Origin of the sequence: Nostoc sp., from assembly GCF_036917195.1 — a bacterium.
In the GTDB taxonomy this organism is placed as follows: Bacteria; Cyanobacteriota; Cyanobacteriia; order Cyanobacteriales; family Nostocaceae; genus Nostoc.
This window is the reverse complement of sequence record NZ_JBALDG010000096.1, coordinates 20793-43800: the sequence shown is the minus strand read 5'-3', so window position 1 is coordinate 43800 and position 23008 is coordinate 20793. Positions and strand designations below refer to the sequence as shown.

Annotated in this window: 22 protein-coding genes and 2 pseudogenes; 12 read left to right on the top strand and 12 right to left on the bottom strand. The window is 39.7% G+C overall.

Translation table 11 applies throughout. From position 1 onward, the window contains the following. Window positions 1-245 precede the first annotated feature (245 nt). A complete protein-coding gene (locus V7K40_RS32505; protein ID WP_334966996.1) occupies window positions 246-470 on the bottom strand; it encodes a helix-turn-helix transcriptional regulator in 225 nt (74 codons plus the stop codon). Between the two features lie 54 nt (window positions 471-524). Between V7K40_RS32505 and dcm the strand changes: the two genes are divergently transcribed. Then, on the top strand, window positions 525-1754 hold the full coding sequence (gene dcm, locus V7K40_RS32500; protein ID WP_334966995.1) for a DNA (cytosine-5-)-methyltransferase: 1230 nt from the start codon (window positions 525-527) through the stop codon (window positions 1752-1754). Here the strand turns inward: dcm and V7K40_RS32495 are convergent. Then, entirely contained in the window at window positions 1714-2241 is a 528-nt protein-coding gene (locus V7K40_RS32495; protein WP_334966994.1) for a hypothetical protein, read from the bottom strand. The genes dcm and V7K40_RS32495 overlap by 41 nt on opposite strands. A gap of 411 nt (window positions 2242-2652) precedes the next feature. Between V7K40_RS32495 and V7K40_RS32490 the strand changes: the two genes are divergently transcribed. Both V7K40_RS32490 and V7K40_RS32485 read left to right on the top strand, forming a co-directional pair. Further along, on the top strand, window positions 2653-2787 hold the full coding sequence (locus V7K40_RS32490; RefSeq protein WP_334966993.1) for a hypothetical protein: 135 nt from the start codon (window positions 2653-2655) through the stop codon (window positions 2785-2787). 3 nt (window positions 2788-2790) lie between these two features. Further along, window positions 2791-3108: pseudogene (locus tag V7K40_RS32485) on the top strand (STAS domain-containing protein). Between the two features lie 303 nt (window positions 3109-3411). Here the strand turns inward: V7K40_RS32485 and V7K40_RS32480 are convergent. After that, window positions 3412-4602: a SpoIIE family protein phosphatase gene (locus V7K40_RS32480; RefSeq protein WP_334966992.1), complete on the bottom strand. Its 1191-nt coding sequence runs from the start codon at window positions 4600-4602 to the stop codon at window positions 3412-3414. A 138-nt stretch (window positions 4603-4740) separates the two neighbouring features. Here V7K40_RS32480 and V7K40_RS32475 point away from each other — a divergent pair, with 138 nt between their 5' ends. Beyond that, window positions 4741-5196, top strand: a complete 456-nt coding sequence (locus V7K40_RS32475; protein ID WP_334966991.1) for an anti-sigma regulatory factor — start codon at window positions 4741-4743, stop codon at window positions 5194-5196. A 67-nt stretch (window positions 5197-5263) separates the two neighbouring features. On the opposite strand, the pseudogene cysC reads toward V7K40_RS32475, so the two are convergent. The 9 genes and pseudogenes from cysC to V7K40_RS32430 all read right to left on the bottom strand — a co-directional run bounded on the left by cysC (window position 5264) and on the right by V7K40_RS32430 (window position 13121). Then, window positions 5264-5836, bottom strand: a pseudogene (gene cysC, locus V7K40_RS32470) (adenylyl-sulfate kinase). A gap of 33 nt (window positions 5837-5869) precedes the next feature. Further along, complete coding sequence (locus tag V7K40_RS32465; protein WP_334966990.1) at window positions 5870-6112, bottom strand: hypothetical protein; 243 nt, start codon at window positions 6110-6112, stop codon at window positions 5870-5872. A 26-nt stretch (window positions 6113-6138) separates the two neighbouring features. Beyond that, on the bottom strand, window positions 6139-6606 hold the full coding sequence (locus V7K40_RS32460) for a DUF1796 family putative cysteine peptidase (protein WP_334966989.1): 468 nt from the start codon (window positions 6604-6606) through the stop codon (window positions 6139-6141). A gap of 10 nt (window positions 6607-6616) precedes the next feature. Beyond that, window positions 6617-7792 (bottom strand): hypothetical protein, encoded by a 1176-nt coding sequence (locus tag V7K40_RS32455; protein WP_334966988.1) that lies wholly within the window; start codon window positions 7790-7792, stop codon window positions 6617-6619. After that, the gene (locus V7K40_RS32450; protein WP_334966987.1) at window positions 7792-9156 is read right to left on the bottom strand and encodes a hypothetical protein; all 1365 of its coding nucleotides are present in this window, start codon (window positions 9154-9156) and stop codon (window positions 7792-7794) included. Before V7K40_RS32450 ends, V7K40_RS32455 begins: the two co-directional genes overlap by 1 nt. A gap of 19 nt (window positions 9157-9175) precedes the next feature. Beyond that, window positions 9176-9412 (bottom strand): phosphopantetheine-binding protein, encoded by a 237-nt coding sequence (locus tag V7K40_RS32445; RefSeq protein WP_334966986.1) that lies wholly within the window; start codon window positions 9410-9412, stop codon window positions 9176-9178. 143 nt (window positions 9413-9555) lie between these two features. Further along, on the bottom strand, window positions 9556-10749 hold the full coding sequence (locus V7K40_RS32440; protein ID WP_334966985.1) for a hypothetical protein: 1194 nt from the start codon (window positions 10747-10749) through the stop codon (window positions 9556-9558). Between the two features lie 128 nt (window positions 10750-10877). Then, window positions 10878-11993, bottom strand: a complete 1116-nt coding sequence (locus tag V7K40_RS32435) for a polysaccharide pyruvyl transferase family protein (RefSeq protein WP_334966984.1) — start codon at window positions 11991-11993, stop codon at window positions 10878-10880. A gap of 183 nt (window positions 11994-12176) precedes the next feature. Continuing rightward, the gene (locus V7K40_RS32430) at window positions 12177-13121 is read right to left on the bottom strand and encodes a glycosyltransferase family 2 protein (protein ID WP_334966983.1); all 945 of its coding nucleotides are present in this window, start codon (window positions 13119-13121) and stop codon (window positions 12177-12179) included. Between the two features lie 1129 nt (window positions 13122-14250). Between V7K40_RS32430 and V7K40_RS32425 the strand changes: the two genes are divergently transcribed. From V7K40_RS32425 to V7K40_RS32390, 8 genes are all read left to right on the top strand, one after another. Next, a complete protein-coding gene (locus tag V7K40_RS32425) occupies window positions 14251-15423 on the top strand; it encodes a radical SAM protein (RefSeq protein ID WP_334966982.1) in 1173 nt (390 codons plus the stop codon). 42 nt (window positions 15424-15465) lie between these two features. Continuing rightward, window positions 15466-17214, top strand: coding sequence for a carbamoyltransferase C-terminal domain-containing protein (locus tag V7K40_RS32420; RefSeq protein ID WP_334966981.1), 1749 nt, complete (start codon window positions 15466-15468; stop codon window positions 17212-17214). A 36-nt stretch (window positions 17215-17250) separates the two neighbouring features. Beyond that, window positions 17251-18147: a glycosyltransferase gene (locus tag V7K40_RS32415; RefSeq protein ID WP_334966980.1), complete on the top strand. Its 897-nt coding sequence runs from the start codon at window positions 17251-17253 to the stop codon at window positions 18145-18147. 15 nt (window positions 18148-18162) lie between these two features. Beyond that, window positions 18163-19062 carry a glycosyltransferase family A protein gene (locus V7K40_RS32410; protein ID WP_334966979.1) on the top strand — a complete coding sequence of 300 codons (900 nt, stop codon included), beginning with the start codon at window positions 18163-18165 and terminating at the stop codon, window positions 19060-19062. Next, window positions 19059-19946, top strand: coding sequence for a glycosyltransferase (locus tag V7K40_RS32405; protein WP_334966978.1), 888 nt, complete (start codon window positions 19059-19061; stop codon window positions 19944-19946). The genes V7K40_RS32410 and V7K40_RS32405 overlap by 4 nt, the downstream gene beginning before the upstream one ends. Continuing rightward, window positions 19921-20925: a radical SAM/SPASM domain-containing protein gene (locus V7K40_RS32400; protein ID WP_334966977.1), complete on the top strand. Its 1005-nt coding sequence runs from the start codon at window positions 19921-19923 to the stop codon at window positions 20923-20925. The genes V7K40_RS32405 and V7K40_RS32400 overlap by 26 nt, the downstream gene beginning before the upstream one ends. A 15-nt stretch (window positions 20926-20940) precedes the next feature. After that, window positions 20941-21822, top strand: coding sequence for a glycosyltransferase (locus V7K40_RS32395; protein WP_334966976.1), 882 nt, complete (start codon window positions 20941-20943; stop codon window positions 21820-21822). Between the two features lie 87 nt (window positions 21823-21909). Next, window positions 21910-22989, top strand: a complete 1080-nt coding sequence (locus V7K40_RS32390) for a radical SAM protein (RefSeq protein WP_334966975.1) — start codon at window positions 21910-21912, stop codon at window positions 22987-22989. Window positions 22990-23008 lie beyond the last annotated feature (19 nt).

Sequence of the window (23008 nt, the reverse complement as noted above, 5' to 3'; positions counted from 1 at the left end):
AGCAATAAAAAACTGGCGTTGCATAGAAGTATGAATTCGAGCGACGCCAAATAGCCTGTTGTAGACATCGCGGGAGCAATGTCCAAGGTGTGCATCAAATCATAACCACAAAAATAGCAGAAAATATGGTATATAACAAAATCACATATGTGTTAATGTTCCCGTTCACCCGCCGCAAATTACCTTTCGATCCCAACAAGCAACCTTGATACGGTCGGGTGCATAGGCGTTGTTATACAGCTTTTTTAGCGACTATCCTCCGGCAAGTCTAGCTCATCACGCATTAGATGATCAGTGGTCACATCGAAAGTATCCGCCACTTTCAAAATCATCTCAGCGTTGGGAACTTTCCTGCCCTTTTCTAGTTGCGATACGAATGTATTATGAACACCTAACCGATTGCCTAGATATATTAGTGTCCACCTATACCGAGTTCTCAGTTGATATAGTTTCTCTCCAAACCGCTTCATAAAACTTAGTTGACCTAGCAGAATGAATAACGCTAAACTTTCATAGCTACTGCTATGAATCGGCAAAAGAAATCCGTAACGTTAAGAACTATGCCCTTTTCGGTGATGAAACACAAGGCTCTATCCAGTGTGGGTGATACCGAAACCTCTCACAAACTTCTCACCTGTGCAGAGTATTTTGCCGGAATTGGTTTAGTAAGATTGGGGTTAGAGCAAGTAGGCTGGAAAGTTGTCTTCGCAAATGATTGGGCGCATGACAAATTTGAGATGTACTCTGCTCACTTTAAAGATGCAAGTAACCATTATAGGGTTCAAGATATTTTTTCTGTTTGCCTTGCTGACATTCCCAATACATTACTTGCGACAGCTTCATTTCCCTGTATCGATTTATCCTTGGCAGGCAACTTGAAAGGTATTAATGGTCAACACTCTAACGCTTTTTGGGGCTTTACTCAAATTCTAGAGAATCAGGCGAATAAACCTCGCCTTGTGATGCTTGAAAATGTGATGGGTTGGCTTACTTCAAATGGTGGGCAAGACTTCCGAATCACAATTCAGGAGTTGAATCGGTTGGGTTATGCCTGTGATGTCTATAGCATCGATGCAGCCCATTTTGTGCCTCAAAGTAGACCACGAATTTTTGTGATTGGGGTGCATACATCCCATCTAAACCAGAAGATGTTAATTTTTGCAAGACGTTCTTCCTCACTTAAAACTCAGGCACTTGAAAAAGCAATTGCGGCTAATCATGATCTGCGTTGGAATTTTGTAGAAGTTCCACCACTACCTGAAAAAGTGAAAACTGATTTGAGTTGTGTTGTAGAGAATATATCGGATGGTGATGATCGTTGGTGGCTTGATGATCAAGTGCAACGTCATTTAAATATGATGTCGCCTGTCAATCTAGCCTATCTAAAAGAATGTCACGATTTACCATATTACTCCTACTGCACGATGTACAGGCGGGTTCGTGAAGGAAAGCAACGGGCAGAACTTAGAAAAGATGGTATTGCAGGTTGCCTAAGAACTGCTAGAGGTGGCAGTAGTCGGCAAATGTTGGTCAGAGTTGGACAAGGAATTATCAGAATGCGCCTGATGACACCTCGTGAATACGCAAGGCTACAAGGCGTTCCAGATAATTACCCCATTCCATCACAAATCAATCAAGCTTTGACTGGATTCGGTGATGCTGTTTGTGTACCTGTCATTGCTTGGATTGCCGAAAATATCTTGAATTCTCTAGTTAAGGCGCTTCAAGAAAATACGTTAGCTCTCCATCGCTAATTTCTAGAAGCTGAATGCCTTGACTTCTGACAAACCCATAAGTTACTGAGCGCCGGAACCTTTGTCTTTCTGCGGTTTCATAGTTTTGAAGAAGTTCGGGTAGCCATCTGTCAAACGTAGGAACCATCTTGGTGCGCTCGACCAGCCAAACCTCAACATTCGTGTAAGTTTCACTTCTAGCAACAAAAATGTGATCTACATCCCTGTCGTCGGTTAGTTTATTCAGCCCACGATTCCTATGATACTGGTACTCAAAACTGCCTCCAATAACAGCAGATTTAACTTCGTAGTTCACCAAATCTGCTCCATCACCCCTTCTCGCTCTATCGTTCAGTAGAATTGCAGCAAATACCTCCCAATCTTTTGAGCCTACGCTTCCTTGCAAAGAGAAACCATACCGCCCATAAATTTCGGCTTTATCCCGGCTGTATTCAAGGATATATGTTCTGTAAAAATAGTAAGCTTCTTGGATTTGAAGCGTTGGCACACAAATCACCCTCACAAGTGTTGCACATCGAGGATGAGTATACGAAAGAATGCGTCATTCCGCACAATATTGAGTTGTATAACTAGTTATTATACTGACGATTTATGCATATGTAATTGCTTACTATTGCGCTAACTGGAATGTATAGCTCATACTTCATAATATCAGAATCTTTCTATAGCACTACAATATACTAAAAATTCTACGTTTATTTACCCAATTTGTCATAAATATATAGAAACTTTCTCGATAACATCTGTTTTTGGGCAATATACAAACTTTTTCCGTATACAGACCCCGTTTAAGTAAACAATATAGAAAATTTCCGTATAATTCACCCTGATATTCAGAATTTTTACGACTATCATCCTGTAGTCAGATACTATACAGATTTTTTCTGGATATCAAACTATGGAAAAACACCCGAAGAATTTGATGGAACAGGTTCAGGATGTAATTCGCTTTAAACATTATTTATACAATACTGAGAAAACCTATATTCCAAAGCGTGGTGGTCAAGGTGTTCGTAGTCCGCTTGACTCATAAAAAATCGTAAAAGTACTAGAGTTAACTGGAATTTTAGATGGTATTAGAGGTAATGAATTGCGTCGTGAAGTTAGCGGAATTGTTGCAAACGGAACTGACATTTTGTTGCTTGACATGAAAGAAGTAAAGTTTATCGATAGCTCTGGTTTAGGTGCTTTAGTATCAGCAATGCAAATAGTGTGAAATGCTAATGGTAAACTTTTTGTTTGTTCTATTAGCGATCAGGTCAGGATGTTGTTTGAACTGACTAAAATGGATAGGATTTTTCAAACCTTTACTGATCAAGATGAATTCAATCGCCAAGTATTGGCAACACAATAGGCTGCTAAACAATACAAAATTTGAATAGACCTGTCCAGAAATTTATAACCTAGTCTGTACAAGGGTTTTCAAGCCTGCATACATCTCTTCAATCAATATAGGAATAAGGGTTTGGCATAGTTGATAATAGTTTAAAGACAAAAAATAGGATTTTCAAACTTTGAACTTTAACAAGATTTATTATGCTGTATAATACCCAAAATCTATATGAGGCAAGTTTTAGGGTTTATAAAGATAAATTTTATACCCTATTTTTAGGCTTATTTGATTTTCGGACGGGTCTATTGTGCTTATTTGACTATACTAGCTAAAATTAACTTTTACTAAAGATAAGTCATCATCAAGATTATCTTGAGCATTTAAGGTAAGAATTTTCGCTAAAAGTTGATTTAGGTTACACGTATCTTTTAGGCTATATTCGGTTAGTAAGTCAATAAAAGCATCAATACCCCAAATTTTACCATCTGGCTGATTAATTTCATAAGCTCCATCACTAAAGATGTATAATGTGCTGTTTTCTTCGATTTCAAGAATAGCATCCTCAAATTTGACATTAGTTAAAAAGCCAACAGGTAAATCCAAAGAACTTAGCTGTTTAACTTGGATGCTGTTTGTAGAGGTATTAGATAACAGTAAAGCTGGTGGATGTCCGGCGTTGGCATAAATGAGTTGACGTTTAAGGCGGTGATAAACTCCATACCAGATTGTGAAGTATTTATCACTATGCTTTGTCATTTGGAAGGCGTGATTGAGTGCTTTCAATACTTCACTAGGTTGACAAAAGTTAGTGTTTGGTAAAGATTGCGATCGCAATACATTCAGCACAGATACTGATAGGAGGGCTGAACCCACCCCGTGACCTGATACATCCAACAAATAAATTGCCAAATTATCCTCATCAATCCAATGATGGTCGAAGCAATCACCCCCTAACTGCGCTGAAGGAATAAACAGATTTTCTGTAGTTACTGATCCTACAAGCGGTGATGGTAAAAGCGATCGCACATAAGCAACTGCTTCAGACAATTCTGCTTCCAAAATTTGCTTTTGGGTTTGCAAATCATGATTGAGTGTCTCTAAAGCTTGCTTTTGACTTTGTAAATCCTGATTTAACTGGTGTAATCTTAGTCCTGCTCTTACCCGTGCTTTCAATTCATTCATCTCTATTGGTTTAGAGATAAACTCATCTGCTCCAGCGTCAAGTCCCCTAACTCTATCTTCCTCCTCTCCTCGAGCTGCTCCCTTAGCCGTTAATAGAATAAAAAAAGTAGTTGCTAACTCTGGATCTGTTTTAATTCTACGACACACTTCTAGCCCATCTAGCTGGGACATCATCCAGTCACAGATAATTAAAGCAGGATGTAGCAGTTGTGCTTGTGTAATTCCTTCTTCGCCATTGCTGGCTACAGTAGTCTCATAACCCTGGTTTTGGAGTGTTCTTTTTAATACTGTTCGCACTATAGGGTCATCATCAATAACCAGAATTTTAAACATAAATTACAATTTTCTAAGTAAATCGTTGCTTTAATTTAACTTATATGCAATTTAGTTTTTAATGTATAGTAAAAATACTCAAATTAAATAAACTAATTAACGAATATGATGATTTTAAAATATTTTATTGGTTAAAAAGTGAAAAATAAAATTTCTCTAAAAGTAAACACAGACCTGACAGAGTCGCCTCAAGTGCTGTTTTGGTTCGAGCAGATGAATCTACCACCTATTCCTGATAAACAAATTTGGTGGCAATGTCAAACACTGATGATAGAAGGCTTTACTAACATTGTTGAACATGCTCACAAAAATTTACCTATTGAAACTCCTATTGAGATGGAAGCTATACGATTAGATGAATACATAGAAATTCGCATCTGGTCTCAAGGTGAACCCTTTGACTTAGAGCAGCAATTGGGGCAAATATGTGAATTTGAGGAGAATAAGCAAGAGCGTGGCCGTGGTTTAAAAATCATGTCCGCCATTGCTGACAAATTGAGTTATGAGCCGACAATAGATAATCGTTACTGTTTATTTATTAGTAAATATTACCAAAGTTGCAACGGCAGTCAGGAGTTAGAAGTTAAAAGCTAGAAGTCCTGATTAAAAATTCTTGGAGTTTATTTTATCTGGATCCTAAGGTTTTTTGTCACCCCGTCAATTACGCATTACGAATTGGGGTTAAAGCTTCCCTTTCACTATGCACATAACCAAAACGTTTCAATTGAGTCCATACCTTTGTCACACTTTCTGTCATTGTTTCACAATCAGTTTGACATTCTACTTCTGGATTTAGTGGTGGTTCGTAGAAATCGTCAATACCTGTAAAGCCCTTAATTTCTCCTACTCATGCTTTCTTGTATAATCCTTTAACATCCCGTTTCTCACAAACAGACAAAGGGGCGTTAACATAGACTTCCACGAAATCTCTAATTTGCTGTCGTACTTCGTCTCGAATCTCTCGGTATGGTGATATAGCAGAAACAATAACAATCACATCATTACGAGTTAGTAGATTTGCCACAAAACCAATGCGACGGATATTTTCATCACGATTTTCTTTGCTAAAACCCAAATCTTTGCTTAAATTCTGGCGCACTATGTCACCGTCGAGCAGTTCTATTTTATATTTTTGCTTTCGCAGATCCTTCTCTAAGAATTGGGCAATAGTGGTCTTACCTGCACCGCTCAAGCCAGTGAACCAAATTGTCACACCACGCTGTTTTAAAACCATTTAAGCGCCTATGTATATATTAGAACTAATTACTTAGAGGATTTTGACAAATTTCTCAGTTTTGAAAAATTGAGATGTCTCTTGGTGAATTTTATTTTTCTGCACTACTAAGGGGAAAAACTCTTGAAGAATTTTCCCGAATTCCTTTTCACATCCAAAGTATGGATTAATGCTGGTATTTCTCACAAATTTGCGGATGTGAACGTTGTTATAAAGACATTTGGGCTTAACCGTTTCATCCAAATCAAAATCTGCATCATCATAAATGACAATCATCAGCTGAAACGTTACTTTTCTCCTTTCTAGTAATTGGGTAAATCGGTCAACAGAGTTCCAAAAAAAGTTGCTTCCTTCTTTAGTCTCGCGTGTCGATTTTGAAATACATTTATAAAAAATACATTTTTACTTGAGATTAGATTAATAAATCGTTTAGTCCGTCTTTCAAAGGCTAGAATTTGATTCGCTTCGTTACTCTCCAAGCGATCGTGGTAATTACCACTATTCTTGAGAAGGTCGTGATGCGGAAACTTCACATCTGGAAAGTATCTAGAAACCACTATGCCCTTGTGATTATACTCTAGATTAGAGAGAAAATACTTAAAATTAGTATCGATTAATTCCACAGCATAATCGATAGATAGGTATGATGGAGACAGGAGCCAGTCAAACGGTAGAGATTGCGTTCTCAACCCGAACAGCCCTAAATGATAAGCGGGTATACAACTGTGACCTAAAGAAATTGGATAGTAGCTTGTTATATTGTCTTCCATATTTCCAACTCTAGTTAACACTGTTAGCTGGCACAATTAGCGATTCCGTAATCATCTTAGGGCAGTACGTTTCTACATAGCTATTAATATAGTTGGGCAAACTAGCTCTAGCCTGCATAATATTTAAATGCAATTTTTCTAGAATATCAAACGAATAACCAGAATCAGCCCATTTTTCATAAGAAATGCCAAATCCAAGATATTCCCACAAAAGCCCATTGTTATTTTCATAGTCACCATAAGGGGCAAGCCACACCAGTGGAGTTGCCGCAGAAAGGGAGTCAACAAGAGTCCCACCACCGGGTTTGCTAATAATTGCTCGACTTTGCCAAATCAAGTTGTAAACTTCAGGATACGGCTGATTGTTTTGAAACGCAATGTTGCTATTATCTTTAACTTCACCAAATGGTGGAAACTGGTGATGCCTTTGTGCATCTTTTTCCCACGGTTTCCATGTTGGATCGATCAGAAAGTATCGGCTATGCTCTGTTTTATTTTCTATATCTTGCTGTTCGTAAGCAATCACGTCCAGCTTGATTCCTTTATGCATTAATTCTGGAACCTTACTTTTATATGTCCCGACTCCCCACCCTCCACCGTGAATCAGAAAGCGGTCAGATCGCTGATTGTAGGGTATGGGTTCATCGTCTGAAACACAGAAATTGTACGATAAGCACTTGTCCTCCCAGTTAAAGAACCAAATATGGCGAAACGCCGAATGCGTCGCATCGTACATTTTCCACGAAGTAGAAGCAGATGCATCCATGTGACAGAGATCGATGGCGATGTCTAGATAATCAGTTTCCTGAAGATATCGGTTGGCAATAGGCAGCCAAAATCCCGAAAAAATCATAAATCGTTTGCGTCTTTGGTGCTTCCAGGTTGCTAACAGATTAGACGTTAGCTCGAAATCGAGGCTGGGTGTAATGTCCTTGGCTAGTTTCTGAGCCATCAAGGCAAGTGAAAAATTTCGATGAAAGGCGAACTTCGTTTCAGGAACGTTATTTCTCTTGTTCTCAAGCAGGATATTTTCTAGCACAACGACATCAGAAGCAATCTCTCTTTTGCTTAGTTGACGACTAGCAATCAATGCAGGAATGTATGCACCCAATGAAGCACCTGAGCATAGTATTGTTATGGTTTCTTGTCTCATTTCTTTCAACATTGGCTGATATTGCAATGTCATTAATTAAGTTTTTGAATATCAAGGTCAGCAAAAATATTGTCCATTCTGTTGAGAATTTGTTCTCTCTCCTGATCATTATCAGATACTATAGACCCATAAAGTCTACCCTTATAGGTTCTTCTCTGATTAGCACTAGCTTTGTGTAGCTGCCAATTCACATTCAAGGTGTTCGATGCAAGCGGTAGAATACCGCTTGGTCTATCTTTGAGAAATAGAATTTCGGCTTGGTGCATTCCTTGAAGAATCTCGGAAAACGCTACATGACGTGAAAAACCGAGCGAAAAGAACATTAGACTACTCTGGGTGGAAAATTGGGCAAGGAAACGATCAATATAGTGGTTGATAAATCCCATTGACTTCCTGGCGTTAATTTCCACTAAGGGTACGATTTTTCTTGATTGCAAAAGCATTGAATCAAGGCAGACAGGGCCCAAATATCCAACTCGATACAACTGGGCAGCGATCGCCTCAACTTGTTCAAAATATCCCGATCTGTCCAGAAACTCTTGAAATGACGACTCAGCCGTTTGGATACCAGAAAAGGCAAAGCCAGAATTTTTCATTTTTTGAATAGATAAAATTTTGGTTTCGCCTGTGGTATCTATCTCAAGTTGACAAGAAAAATCGGTCTGCTTATTCAGCAACGGTTCTAGCAAAAATCTTGTGTGTTTCCCCTCATGCTCCTGTTTTGAGATATACGTCACAATTCTCTGCAAGATTTGCTTTGAAGAAATTAGCAGATTTCCCTTCCCAGAGACCCCAAATTCATCCTTAATTAGGAATGGAGAGGACTCAAGAAAACGCTGGCCGACTGCATCTAAATCACTAGCACAATAGACAATCTCTCCTACAGTATCTGGAAACAGGTGTTTCGCTAGTTGATGGGAGAATAATTTGGAATTGACCTTCTTGACAATTTCAATATCTAAGCCTAGACATTGAAGACCATAGTGCTGACACAGTTTTTTAGTAAAGGGTTCTATTGAGTAAGGCGAAAGCGTTGATAGAGGAGTTAGTAAGTCTTGGTAGTAACCATCGTTTCCAGCGTCAAGAAGCAGTTCGCAAATACCTTTATGGGATCGCTTCTCTTCACCTGACGTTTTTTCGATTAAAGCAAACTGATTGTGAGAAAAACAAAAGCCTAGTTCCCACAAATAATCTTTATAGGAACCATCCATAGGTAGGCGTGTAATCAGTACATCATCAGTCGAATCACAGAACACAAATTGTAGCTCGTCCATAACACTGACGATTTCATCAGCTTGCGGATCTGCGATCGCCGGTAACGAAGAAATGTTTGCCTCTCTCCAGAATTGCTCTGCATTAAAGCTTCCTAAATATAAACAAGGGCTACCAATTCGCATTTAAGCCTCTTTGCTCAAGCTATTTTTGCTTTGAGAGAAAATCACACAAGCTACCAACGGACATTAGATTAGAAAAGTCCAGGTTATCAAAATCAATCTGAATATCTAACTCTTCTTCAAGCTTTAACATAAACGTGACCATTTGCAGAGAGTCCAGACCAATATCATTGATGATATCCGTATCATCAGATAAGGTCATCACTGCTACGGGAGTGTCCTTAACTTCACTGAGAATTTTCTTAATTGTTTCTTGCATGAATTCGTTTCTTTTTGTTAATTTTTTGTTCAAATCTGCTTGGCTTGCTTTAGCATTTCACTGTCAGATGCTTACGGTCTATAGTAATAAGTATTACGCATTTTAGTATTTACTATGGATTGATATTGTTTAATAGTCAATATTCAATTAAGTAAATTGGCAAGCGAATTCATTCTAGTACACCTTAAACAGGTGTACGGATGAGATGCACATAATGGGTTTTCTTTTGTGACTGCGTTTGCGATCGCAAACTCTTCTAAAACCGTCACCCATGAATCAGAGATAGAACGGTGTTTAGCAATTGCCAGGATAATAGAATATTTAATTAAGTGTTCCCTTTTCAAAACTCTAGCGATTTCTTGATCGGTAACATCATTCTCAAAACATGGGGGCAAACCGAGTTCTAAGACTCGAAAAGTTAGAATGGCTTGGACGCATTTTTCGCAGTGTCCACAGTTACGATCTTTTTGTTCTCCTTCCCAACAGACTCTGAGAGTTTGTAAAGCTTCTGGCCAGTCAATAATTTGCATGAGTTTAGCCGGACGGGAAAACGCTCCACCATCATGGATAATTGAGAAAGTCCTGCTGGACAGTAAGGGATCTGTTAAGGGATTTGAACCCCATCCCCAAGATAAATCGATCGCATGGTAAGGGCTAGAGCTAGGTATTAGCCCCATTGAATAGCTACCTTGCAATAGCATCAAACAGGATGCTACAACTGCTCCATGAGCATCCTCCCAATTTTGATTGAAAATATTACGAAAGTTACTTGCCATAGGGATAAGTTCTAAACCCAGACTGGTGAGAGCCAACTTGGATTTTTGCATTGCTCTATCAAAGAATTCTGGCATAGAAAGGGGAATGTCCAATCCATGAATCATCAACCCTGCTTGTAGAGGACGTTGACTTCTGCCACACTTTCCTTGGCTATGACGAAATGCAGTAAAGCAGCTATCCAACCCACCTGAAAAAGCCGAAATTGCCCGCTCCGGTCTGTTAGCTACGGAGTATTCTTGCTCAATTTCTGCGGTAATTTCAACCTGCTGGTAATGCTTTGGCCGCCAGCATGACCATACTGCCTGAAACTCTTGCAGATTTTGCAATAAACAGGGAGAAACCTCACCATGAACCAGTATGTCAGTGCCTTGGCTCATAGCGGGAAAAATAGTAGCTATAACAAATGGGTCGCAGCTTTTAGTAAGCAGAGAACTATATTCCGCTTGTACCTGATACCACAAAAGATTTCTTTGTCGATCTGGAGTTTCAATTGTGACACCAACTGTGGCTATGCCATTGTTTTCAACGACCTGTTCTTGCCAAAAATGAGTGCGAACCATAACTTAATTGACCTATTTTTTTGATTCGAGAGTGAATTTTATAAACTAAGCGTACAGACAATAAGGGCATTTAATTTGTTCTGCATGTTTTTTATTCAGGAAGGATATGGTGTGAAATAGCCTAAGTTTTAACTTTGGCAATAATTTTCCATTAATTCATAGGTCACAGGCAAGATTGCTGAGGAGCTTTTAACAAATTTACAAAAGGGAACTTGATGAGTCCAGCTTTCATAAAATGACTCATTTTTATGATAAGAATTAGCTAATAAAATATGAGGAATACCCAAAAGTACACATATAATATGACCATGCAAGCGATTGGTAAAAATTATTCTATGTTGCTTAAATTGATATATTCCACAGTGCATCATGCCCAAAGCAATGCGATGCATCTTAGGATTATATAAGCTATTCAGTTTTACTGAGTGTGTATCGAATGTTTGTTGTAGCTGCTCCAATATCCATTGCATGAAATTGGCTGAACTTATTTGCACATCACTAGGTGCAAGTTGTAAATTATTAAGCGTTGATTCGCAGAACTCCCAATAATTAAATTGCAGGGTAATCCAATCATCCGTAATTACTTTGGGTAAAGTAAATATGGGAGCAGATGAAAAATCTTTATTTAGTTCTGCATCACACCGACAGTGATATAAAATAGAAGATTTTCTTTCTATCTCATAACTTTTTAAATATACAGTATTAGCTAAATGAAAAGCTATATCAGTTGTTTTTAATACTTGACAGTTGCTAAAGTATTTTATGGCTATTTCATAACTATTTTGTTCACGAATAAATAAAGTTAAATTAGGATGAGAGTTAAAAATATTAGCAGCACGTTCTAAACTATCTGCGTTAGTAAAATAAACGCTTTGTGGCATAATTATGATAGGTCGATCATGATATTGAGAAATGATATACTCTCGGAATTTTTGATGATCGGTCCACAAATTCCCTAAACTCCATAAATCTCCTAAATTGCCTCCACCATGAAGAAAGATAGGAGCGTTACCAACCTGTTTTTCCATTTCCTCAGCAGAAAAATCTGATATACCACTAGCATACTTAATTTTTGTTTTGCAGATATCAGTCAAGTAAAAGACCTCACCTAACCAAATTAAGTGATCGCCAATGTTGCGTTCTGCTGGATAATCTAGTAAGGCACACTCGTCAAATTGGCCTATTTTGGCTAAATCTTGATGTAAAGTTTGTTTGATATTTTCGGCAACTGAAGTATTTTTCATTTTTTTAACATAGACGCGTTAGCAAAGCGGGGCGCTCTTAGCGCACAGCGGTAGCAACGTACTCCTGCGGAGAAGCAAGCTACGCGTAGCGTCTCCTCTTGGGAGAAGGAGCGTCAGAGACGCAGAGGACATACAGACAGGACTTATATCGTATTTGGTTTCGTTTCTCAACCTCATCTACCCTTATAAAGATAATTGTGTTGCATGAAACAACATCTTTGCCATATATAATTTGTTTGTTAAATTAGCCTCCAGAAACGCTTTCTCTTTTTCTATCAGTGCAAATTTGCTTAGATAAGCTGTATGTAGTTGGCTCAATAATACCTCACAACGATGCATTTCATCTGCTGTTGACAAAATTGCCGTTCTTGCGATTTTAAACATGATATGAGCATCTGTCAAAGAAATAGATTTACTCAAAAGTTCAGACATGGCATCACGAATAATTTGCTTACACGTTTGATTTTGTGCATCTGCAAACTTTTGTGAAACACCTTCTGGATTTCTATACAAATATCCTCTTATATTTGGCAGTATGGCTAATTGTGTAACTCGACTTAATCGATACCACAAATCATAATCTTCGGCATGAATTCTATCGAGTCGATAACCACCCACCTGCAATAATAAATCACGGCGAGCGACAATTGTGTCATGCGAAAAATATGGATAAAAGAGTAATTCCCAAGGAATTAATGTTGATGGCAAAACAAAACAAGGGTATATATTGTTGCTGATTGTTTGCTTATGGTCGTCAATCACAAAAACACGCGTGCCAACTAAACCAATATGGGGGTGCTGCTCCAGATAGCTAACTTGTTCGGCCAGTCGAGTCGGGGTACTATAATTATCCGCATCTTGACGTGCAACCAAGGTTCCCTGGGCAATCTCTAACCCTTTGTTGAGTGTGCGAATCAATCCTATATTTTTCGGGTTATGTACAACAACAATCCGTTGGTCTTGCTGTGCATATGCGGCTAGGATATCAGCAGTTTGATCGGTAGACCCATCGTTAAGAACAATTAACTCAAAGTCTTCAAGTGTTTGAGACAAAATGCTGTCTATTGCTCGGCTGATATACATACCCATATTGAACGTAGGCAGTATGACAGATACTAACGTCTTCAATTTTTAATTTTTATTTGCTGTGTTGATTAACTGTAAAAATCCGATTTGATTTTTGAAAGTTCTTTTTAGAATAAATCGCACTAGACGCAGAGTAGCTTACCGTAGGAGAAACAACAAGCTAGTCAGGGAAAGAGATACACAGAGAGAGAATTTCACAAATTAAATAGGATAGCTATTACAAAACATTAGTAAAAACACAATTCACTTGTCAAGCTTTTTTAATAATTATATTTTCTCAAAAATAAAAATCTAATATTAAGTTTTATTAAAAAAGTAGGAAAAGTAGGAGCAATCTTGAAATTTTACCAAACAATCGAAAGATTTATCTATGCTACACATTAACATTTGGATTACTACGTGTTAAAAAATCTTCCCAACGGTTCGACTATGATTGCTTTGGGTAAGAAAATGTAATCATTTTGTAGTCAATATCTTATACCCTATTTTGTGACCGCACCTGCAGAATGTATGACTTCCTATCGGTGTCACCATACTACGCGCCGATGCTACTGCAAAAGCAGGCACAGAAAAAGCCTAGAGATCGGATTTGCAACTACGATGAGTTGAAAGAGTATTTCCAATACACACTATTTTCAGAATTCTTTAAGTAACCTACAGTTTATCAGTCTATATTACTAAATTCCTCATCTCCCTATGAGCAAGGAGTTTTAATCTTTTATAACTTTCACTCCAATGTGTAATTTGTTGTCTCTGAACGCCTGAAAACACTTATTTGAGCGTAGCTAAAATAGGGATGTTTACGACGAGCTACGGTAATGCTTATTCAATCTGAATCCGTTAAACCTTTTTACAGTCAGCATTTACGTTTTTCAGATAAGTCTGTTGGCTTAGAAAAAACTCATAGTCATATATGTGTTCAATTTGACTTAATTATGAGTAATTTGCTTTTTATTTTTCACCAATAAAAACTTTTGTTAATAAAGCAAGAAACATGAAAGTGTCAAGTCAAAATTAATGTATTCTAAGTTGAAGCGTGGAACTTATAAGTGAAAAAAAATCTGCTCTCAACTCCGCTTAATTTATTGGAGTCTGAGATGTTTTTTCCGTACTAATTCCAACCATAAAATATCCCCTATAACTTACATACAATAATAAAGCAGCTACCAAAATGCATCCTAAGACTGCGGTTAAGTTCGATCGAGAGACATTCAACAGAATGAAGCGAGATATCGAGCTTCTATCTAAGACAAATCGAGGCAGACAGAATTCTCCAAGCTTTGCCACTGAAATTCCAGAAGAGATTGGTATTCAGCTTACCTATCGATGCAATTTAAGATGCGAAACGTGTTTTCAATGGAACGACCAAGGCTTTTTCCATCATCTGAATAAGGCTCAGTTGAAGGGTGAATTGGACGCTTCTATTTTTGAGAAGATCCTCTATGAAACTGAGTCTGCCAAGTCAAACTTATATTTATGGGGTGGTGAGCCACTGGTTCACCATGACTGGTCTGAACTTTGTCGAATGCTAGAGAAAGATCCCCGTTGGACTGTTATTTGTACCAACGGTCTTCTGATTGAGAAAGAGCTAGATTCGCTACTACCAATTTCTTCAAATCTCGTCCTCCTGGTTAGCGTTGATGGATTTCAGGAGGACAACGACGCAATCCGGGGTAAGGGAACTTTTAACCGTGTCTTGCATAACATTGACATTGTTCGCTCCCTACAAAAAAAGGGTGAGTTTAAGGGCAAAATCTCAATTAGCGCTGTGTTGAATGGTGAACTTGCACCGCGACTTTATGATTTCGTTGAATACTGCGAGAGCCTTGAAATTGACAGTCTGTACCTTGTCTACCCCTGGTATATTCCAGAAACTGTTGCCAACAAAATGGACGAGTATTTTAAGACCAACTTTGGTTGGCTAAACACATTACCAGAGCAACCTAAAGCCAGTTGGCACTCTTACACATATCACGTTGATACCGAGAAAGTGGAACTACTACGTCAGCAAATTGAGAAAGTCAATACTCGCACCTGGAATATACGCATTAGGTATCAGCCAGCTCTAGAAGCTGATGAGTTCTCTGCTTTTGTGGGTGGTAGTGATGAACCAGGACAGAGACGTAGCCGATGTCTGTCGATTTCAAACAGAATGGATGTTCTCGCTGATGGCAGCGTTAGCTCGTGTAAACTGTTCCCCGAATTTAATATTGGCAACCTTTATGAGAAAGGTGTTTTAGAAATTTGGCAAAGTGATGCCTTTAAAAGAGTGCGGGAAACTATCCACGGCAGGTTAACTCCGATTTGTTCTAAGTGTGTGCTTCTGTATCGGCACGGACTCTGAGACAATATTTAGCCGCTAAGTTGCGATCGTTGGAGTATATCAATGAAAATTTTAGGATTCATTGGGCGTTCAGATGTTCCCCTAGCCCATGACGGTGCTGCCAGCTTAATCATAAATAATAAAATTAAGTTCGCTCTCGAACAAGAACGCTTGACCCGCACGCGATATGCCGAAGGTCAAGGCTGTTTTGATGCCACGAAAGCGTGTTTAGATAGTGCTAACCTTCGTCTCTCAGATATAGACTATATTGCCTATGGCTGGCTTGAAGACCTCAAGTCAGGTACTCAAGTTTCAGACTACGTGGTTGCATCCAACGAACTTACACCAATACTTTTGCCACCGGAACTGTTTAGGTATACCGAGCCGCCTGATATTCATTTTGTTAAACACCACTATGCCCATGCTGCCGTCACATTTTTTACTAGTGGTTTTGACAGCGCCGCCGTCCTGGTAATGGATGGACAAGGGGAGGGGGTTTCGGTTTCTCTGTTTCACGCCAAGGGCAACACTATTGAGCTAATTGAAACTTATCCTGTGGATACCTCACTGGGAATGTTCTACGGGGCAGCAGGGGCCCGCGCTGGTCTGGGTTGGCACTCTGGCCCAGGTAAGCTGATGGGGTTAGCGCCCTTTGGTCAAGTTAGGGAGTCAATTGATTTTCACTTCGACCCAGACACCGGACGTTTCACGCTACCTACATTCATCCAAAAAGCCATTGATGACTCCCCGACACGCATAACAGCGAATGACATCGGCACGTTTTGGCTTGACTATTTCAAGAACTATCATTATCCCTATCAGGATACGTGGACATCGGATTGGGAATTGGTTAAGGCTTACCATATCGCTCATTATGCTGACTTTGCTGCATCTGTTCAGCACACCCTAGAAACCATTGGTCATAATCTGGTACTTCGGATTAAGAAGTTAACAGGAGAGAAGAATCTAGTTCTCAGCGGTGGTTGTGCATTGAACTGCACTATGAATGAGGCATTGAGTCAGCAGAAGATTTTTGATAATATTTACGTCTTTCCTGCTGCCAATGATGCCGGGTGCAGCATTGGTGCGGCGTTAGCGGTATCTCATCTATTCAATCCACCAACTTCACCGTCAGAGAGATTACCCAGTCCCGCTTTTGGAAGTACGTTTACCAGCGACGCAATCATCGCGGCGATTAAAGACTACGGCTTTATCCCGGAAAAACTGTCTTTAGAAGAACTGATTGAGCGTGTAGCCGAGGATCTAGCCGCAGACAAAATTGTGGCTTGGTTTAGAGGTCAAGACGAATTTGGCCCTCGTGCTTTGGGGCGACGTAGCTTTCTAGCTAATCCCTCACATAGAGAAACTCTAGGGCGGCTTAATAAAATTAAAGGCAGAGAAATGTGGCGACCTTTAGCTCCCAGCGTTCTGAGCGAAAAAGCAGAAATCGTGCTGGAAGGTTCGCTAGATCCGGGGCTACATCGCTATATGCTAGGGACGGCTACCATCCGACCGGAATGGCGAACTAAGATTCCGGCTGTTGTCCACGTTGATTTTACCACCCGCTCTCATCTGGTGGAAAAAGAGCAAGATGGCATTTATTGGTCTTTAATCGATCGCTTCTATCAAAAGACAGGTATTCCTTTAGTCTGCAATACTTCCCTAAACGTGGCGGGTCAACCTCTTGTCCATAAGCCAGAGGAGGTATTAGATATTTACACCACTAAAGATGATGTCCAAACTCTGGTAATTGAAGACTTTTACTTAACGAAGCCTGATATTGGTACAGAATTAGGCGGCGATCGCGTCTAGATTCATTAGTTCCCGTTTGTCTGTCTAAGGTATGTCATGCGGTTCTCTTTAATTGTGCCTACCGTCAACCGAGTCAACGAGTTAGGGCGGCTGTTTCAGTCCTTGGCTACCCAGGATTGCGATGATTTTGAGGTCATTCTTGTTGACCAGAATTTGGACAATCGATTAGAAGAGTTGGTGACTTCCTACAGTCAACAATTTTCCATCTTGCACCTGAAGCAGACAAAACGGGGTTTATCCCGTGCTAGAAACTTAGGAAAGTTATATCTGAAAGGAGATATCATCGCTTTTCCTGACGATGATAGTGTGTACCCTTCAACAGTGTTATCCCAAGTAGCTGATTTTTTTGAGAATGAAGCTGCTTGGGATGGGGTAATTGCCAGAATCTTTGACTTGAATAACGATCAAAATGCCTTTGAGTTTTGCGGGGGCGACGATGAATCAGGATGTGTTGATTACTGGAAAGGATATACGGTCGGCATATCTCATGCCATGTTCTTTCGCGCTTCTGTTGTGAAAAATCTGGATTTTGATGAAGCGATGGGTGTAGGTTCAGGGACACCCTGGGGCGCTGGGGAAGATGTTGATTATCTATTTCAATGTCTTAATGCAGGCTATCAGTTTTACTATGATTCTAAGTTATATGTTAGACATCCAACCCCACTTAAAAAAAATAACTTTCGCCAACAAATTCAACGAGAATATTTCTATGGATTGGGTAATGGCTATTTGCTAGGTAAGCATAATTTACCTGAGCCATTAATCCATTCTGCTACAAATTCATCGTACCAACATGTAATTTTGGAAGTTATTCAAGGGAACTTAAAACGTGCCGCCTATTTCTTTGCCTATGGTCTGGGAACCTCAATTGGATATTTCCAGAGTATTAAGAAATACCAAATGGTTCATCTACCGACCAACCAGCTAATTTAGGATAAATAAGATATTATGCGATTTTCTCTAATTTTAGCAACTAAAAACAGAGTTACAGAAGTTGAGCGTTTTTTGCGATCGCTCATAACTCAAAGCTATACAGATTTTGAAGTGATTGTTGTCGATCAAAATCGAGACGATCGCCTAGTTGAATTAATAGAATTCTATAGTCAAAAGTTTTCTATCTTACACCTTAAACAACTAGAACCTGGATTGTCGCGTGCCAGAAATCTGGGGCGATCGCATATCAAAGGTGATTTGGTTGCTTTTCCAGATGATGACTGCTTATATCCACCTGATTTGTTAGCTCAAGTTGTACGTTATTTTGAAAATAGCCAGACAGAGGTTGTCATTGCCAGAGCTTTTGATATAGATGAAGATAAAAACGCATTTTTATATTGTGGTGACGATAACTCAGGTGTAGTGGATCTAGAAAAAGCATTTCGGATTGGAATCACATTTTTGATGTTCTTTCATGCCCATATCGTCAAAGAGATTGCCTTTGATGAAACCCTCGGCCCAGGTTCAGGTACGCCCTGGGGATGCGGAGAAGATATGGATTATTTGTTCAAATGTGTTAAGGCAGGATACAAGATTTACTACAATGCCAAACTAATTGTTCGCCATCCAAATCCATTCAAAATTTATAACTTCCGTCAACTTTTGTGGCGTGAATATAGCTATGGTCGGGGAAATGGATACTTAATGGGTAATAATTTTCCTGCTTCCTTTGTTAAGGCTGAGATTTTGCCTAATTTTCCCTATGTAATTACATATATGTTTCAAGGTCGGTTCGACTATTCTGCATATGTTGCTGCGGCAATTATTGGGATGTCGCTAGGGTATTGGGATAGTGTAAAACAACCTAAAAGTATTCAGACCATGCAAAAATCAACAGTGGGTTCGATATCATGAAATTCTCACTAATCGTAGCCACTAAAAATAGAGTGAATCAGGTCGATCGCTTTTTGCGATCGCTAACAACTCAAGGGGACGAAAACTTTGAGGTTATTATTGTTGACCAAAACTTAGACAACCGATTGAGTGATGTGGTGAGTCGCTACACTCAACAATTTCCGATTACACACATTAAGCTGGAAACGCCTGGTACGTCACGCGCTCGCAACCGGGGACTTGTGTTAGCTAAGGGTGATATCATTGCGTTCCCCGATGATGATTGTGTATATCCTCCTGGTTTTTTAACAAAAGTCTCTCATTTTTTTGCAGATTCAACCTGGGATGGTTTGACCGTCAGGGTGATGGAATTAGAAGGCGATCGCGATGCCTTCGACTACTGCTTGCAAGAGTCTGGTAAAGTTGACTATGTAACAGGTGTAAGCGTCGGCATCGGGCCGTCGATGTTCTTCCGATCCCACTCGGCTAAGAAAGTTGCTTTTGATGAAGACATGGGGCCAGGGATGACATGGGTGGGCGGAGAAGATACAGATTACCTCCTGCGCTGTCTTGATTGTGATGCGGCTATTTACTATAACTTTGACTTATTTGTCAGACATCCAAGACCGAATGATATTTATAGTATTCGTCAACTCATCCGCAGAGAGTTTACCTATGGGCGCGGATATGGGTATTTGATGAGAAAGCGTAACGCGCCGTGGACTTACGTAACTTGGGAGTTACTAATCCCATTTTGGCTAGCGGTGAAATATGTACTAATAGGAAAGTTTCGTGATGCGCTAACCTGTCCAGGCATGGGGATAGCTCGAATAATAGGCTATTGGGAGGGTATACAGAAATTTAAAGGGGGAAATTATCATGAGTTTGAAGTACGTTCAAATTGAAACAACCAGTGTTTGCAATCATCGCTGCTTCTTTTGTCCTGTGTCTATGGATAAACGGGAAAAAAGCGAGCTATCTCTGCAAAAGATAGAGAAGATTATTGAGGGACTCCATGATTATCCCATTGAGGCGATCGCTCTCAGCGGTTTTATGGAAGCAACCTATGATAAAGAGCTAGTTGAGAAGATTACTGTTATTCGGAATGCAGGTTATAAAGTTTCGCTCTACAGCAATGGATCGGGGCTGAAGCCAGAATTAACCGACCAACTGCTCAATTTAGGAGTAAGCAGTTTTACATTCAACCTCTCAACGTTGGATGAAGCCCAATATCGCCAAACTCGTGGATCGCGAGATTTACCCAAAGTTTTATCTAATCTTGACTATCTGTTAGCTCAAGCACCTGTTCGAGCGCGAAAGGTGAAAGTAGATTTAGTAGTAGTTGGGGCTTTGGATCGGCAACATGCAGCAAGCTTTAAAATAATTCAAGACAGATTTGCAAATACAGCGGTTTCTAGTATTTTGATTATTCCGATGGTTGAATTTGCTGGAAAAGCAAACCAGGGATTATTACCTATTAAACCCAATCATCAAAAATTACAAGGTTGCCTCTGGAATCGTGACAAACAGTGGCTACATTTTGATGCCAACGGTGAAGCTATTTTATGCTGCCACGATTACTTCTCTAAATATAAAATGGGCAACATCAGTAATGCTAGTGTGAGCGAGATTTATCAAGGAAATCCGATCCAGCAATGGCGACGTTGGGTTAGCGGAGAAGAAGAAGCGCCAGCAGATTTTATCTGCCGTAGCTGTGCTTATGCGATCGCAGATAATCACGTTGAAAATTTACGTAAATCGTTCTGCGTTCGCTGTGAGTTACCCGACATATTAGGAGTAGATAATTCTTGCAAAAAATGTGGCGATGTTGGGCTTGTCATTGATGCCATTGAGAAACATCCTCAACTCTTGTCTCCAGCATAATTAGGAAATTTAAAGATGCGGTTTTCTCTGATTTTATCAACCAAACATAGGGTACAAGAGTTAAAGCGTTTTCTCGAATCACTTGCAGCCCAAACCTGCGCTGATTTTGAGTTAATCCTAATTGACCAAAATGCCGATGACCGATTGGCAGAACTCGTAAAGTTTTACAGTCAGAAATTTCCAATTATTCACATAAAACAACCATCACCTGGACTATCTCGCGCCCGTAATCAAGGCTTGCAGCATGTCAAGGGTGAGTTATTTGGCTTTCCTGACGATGACTGTATTTACCCTCCCGATTTTTTGGCGAAGGTGTCCCAGTTTTTTAATCGTGATTTAGCTTGGGGCGGATTAATCATCAACGTTCTAGATTTAGAGTCAGATAAAGAGGCGATGCTCCATAGTCCTGAAAGTGCTGGAGTGGTTGATTATGACAAGGGATGGATCGTTGGCATGACTGCTGCCTTATTTTATCGTGGTGAGTTTGCCAAGGTTCAATTTGACGAAAATATGGGGCCTGGTACGCCTTGGGCGGGAGCTGAGGATGTTGATTACTTATATAGCTGTCTTGATGCAGGAGCCAAGACTTACTTCGATCCAGAAATTGTTATTCGACATCCTACCCCGACTAAACTTTATTCTATTTCTCAATCAATTAAAAGAGAGTATAACCACGGTCGTGGTGCTGGATTCTTGATGAGGAAATGCAAGTTTCCATTGTCAAAGGTGCTTTGGCTAATGACTAATCCATTAATCTATACGCCTATTTTTATTTTTCAAGGTAGAGTCCGTGCGGCAATTTGTTTTCCTGGCATATCTCTAGGTAGGGCGCAGGGATATTTTGGGAGTTGGAAAATGCCTCAAAAAGCATTGCTACAAGTACTCAAACATAATTAATTACACATTTTGTTTCCCTGTTCCCTCTGTACACGAATGAATTTAATTTTGTGCAACTACTTAAAGTAAACAATAAGGGGTAAATCAATGAATTTGTTAACCGACATTGCCCTTCCTAAATGGGTTGTCATTCAGCTCGAAGAAAGATGCAATCTTCGATGCAAGATGTGCTATGAATGGGGTGAAAATGGTTCCTATTTTGGGAAGGAAAAGTTGGTTTCCCTTGATTACCCTGTAATTGAGAGAGCAGTTAAAGCGCTGCTGCCGGGTAAGCCTTTTTTCGGATTGTTTGGTGGTGAGCCGCTTTTGTATCCTCATATAGAAAAACTCATTAAGTTAATTAAAGATGGCGGCTGCAAAGTTGATATGCCGACCAACGGAACTCTGATTGAGAAAAAAGCAGAAATGCTCGTCGAAGCCAAGCCCGATCGCCTGTGGATTTCGCTAGATGGGCCACCAGAAATTAATGATAGCCAGCGAGGTCAAGGGGTTTTCGAGAAAGTTATGCGGGGTATTGATCGTCTCCATGAAGTGCGAGCTGCAAAAGGAAGTGCTTTTCCTAAAATTGGTGTGACGTTTATTGTTACCCCAATCACCCACCGCTATATTGAAGAATTTTTCCTCTCTTGGCTCGATCTGTCTAAAATTGAGCATTTGAGTATTGAATTTCAGACCTATTCCACTTCTGAGCAATATCTGAAGTATGCCGAGATTTTGAAAACTAAATTTGGCATCGATCAAGCTCCTGTGGCTGCGGGTGTAGTTCAAGATCCAGCTAGCTTTGCTGATATGGATTTTGAGTATATTGTCGAGCAAATGCTGAAAGTGAAGGCGGTTTGTGAACAGAGGGGAATCTATTTCGTTGCCTATCCTAAAACCATCGAACACAGTAATGTCCGCAACTTCTTCACGGCTAACTGGCAAGACATGGTTGATAAGCGGACGTTCTGCGCGTTTCCTTGGCTATATAACGAAATTTCTGCTAGAGGAGATGTAACTGTATGCCATACGTTTTACGATCTTCCCGTGGGGAATATTCATCAAGAAGATATTTTAGATATTTGGAAGGGAGAGCGAATTAAGCAAGTGCGAAATCATTTACGTAAAAATCTATTTCCTATCTGCACGGCTTGCGCTCGATATTATGCAGATCCAACTAAGCATTAATTCATTTGACTATCGGCTT

Bases quoted from the DNA above. Each gene is read 5' to 3' on its own strand.
- V7K40_RS32505 (WP_334966996.1), bottom strand. From the start codon at position 470: ATGAAGCGGTTTGGAGAGAAACTATATCAACTGAGAACTCGGTATAGG.
- dcm (WP_334966995.1), top strand. From the start codon at position 525: ATGAATCGGCAAAAGAAATCCGTAACGTTAAGAACTATGCCCTTTTCG.
- V7K40_RS32490 (WP_334966993.1), top strand. From the start codon at position 2,653: ATGGAAAAACACCCGAAGAATTTGATGGAACAGGTTCAGGATGTAATT.
- V7K40_RS32480 (WP_334966992.1), bottom strand. From the start codon at position 4,602: ATGTTTAAAATTCTGGTTATTGATGATGACCCTATAGTGCGAACAGTA.
- V7K40_RS32465 (WP_334966990.1), bottom strand. From the start codon at position 6,112: ATGATTGTCATTTATGATGATGCAGATTTTGATTTGGATGAAACGGTT.
- V7K40_RS32460 (WP_334966989.1), bottom strand. From the start codon at position 6,606: ATGGAAGACAATATAACAAGCTACTATCCAATTTCTTTAGGTCACAGT.
- V7K40_RS32455 (WP_334966988.1), bottom strand. From the start codon at position 7,792: ATGACATTGCAATATCAGCCAATGTTGAAAGAAATGAGACAAGAAACC.
- V7K40_RS32450 (WP_334966987.1), bottom strand. From the start codon at position 9,156: ATGCGAATTGGTAGCCCTTGTTTATATTTAGGAAGCTTTAATGCAGAG.
- V7K40_RS32445 (WP_334966986.1), bottom strand. From the start codon at position 9,412: ATGCAAGAAACAATTAAGAAAATTCTCAGTGAAGTTAAGGACACTCCC.
- V7K40_RS32440 (WP_334966985.1), bottom strand. From the start codon at position 10,749: ATGGTTCGCACTCATTTTTGGCAAGAACAGGTCGTTGAAAACAATGGC.
- V7K40_RS32435 (WP_334966984.1), bottom strand. From the start codon at position 11,993: ATGAAAAATACTTCAGTTGCCGAAAATATCAAACAAACTTTACATCAA.
- V7K40_RS32425 (WP_334966982.1), top strand. From the start codon at position 14,251: ATGCATCCTAAGACTGCGGTTAAGTTCGATCGAGAGACATTCAACAGA.
- V7K40_RS32420 (WP_334966981.1), top strand. From the start codon at position 15,466: ATGAAAATTTTAGGATTCATTGGGCGTTCAGATGTTCCCCTAGCCCAT.
- V7K40_RS32415 (WP_334966980.1), top strand. From the start codon at position 17,251: ATGCGGTTCTCTTTAATTGTGCCTACCGTCAACCGAGTCAACGAGTTA.
- V7K40_RS32410 (WP_334966979.1), top strand. From the start codon at position 18,163: ATGCGATTTTCTCTAATTTTAGCAACTAAAAACAGAGTTACAGAAGTT.
- V7K40_RS32405 (WP_334966978.1), top strand. From the start codon at position 19,059: ATGAAATTCTCACTAATCGTAGCCACTAAAAATAGAGTGAATCAGGTC.
- V7K40_RS32400 (WP_334966977.1), top strand. From the start codon at position 19,921: ATGAGTTTGAAGTACGTTCAAATTGAAACAACCAGTGTTTGCAATCAT.
- V7K40_RS32395 (WP_334966976.1), top strand. From the start codon at position 20,941: ATGCGGTTTTCTCTGATTTTATCAACCAAACATAGGGTACAAGAGTTA.
- V7K40_RS32390 (WP_334966975.1), top strand. From the start codon at position 21,910: ATGAATTTGTTAACCGACATTGCCCTTCCTAAATGGGTTGTCATTCAG.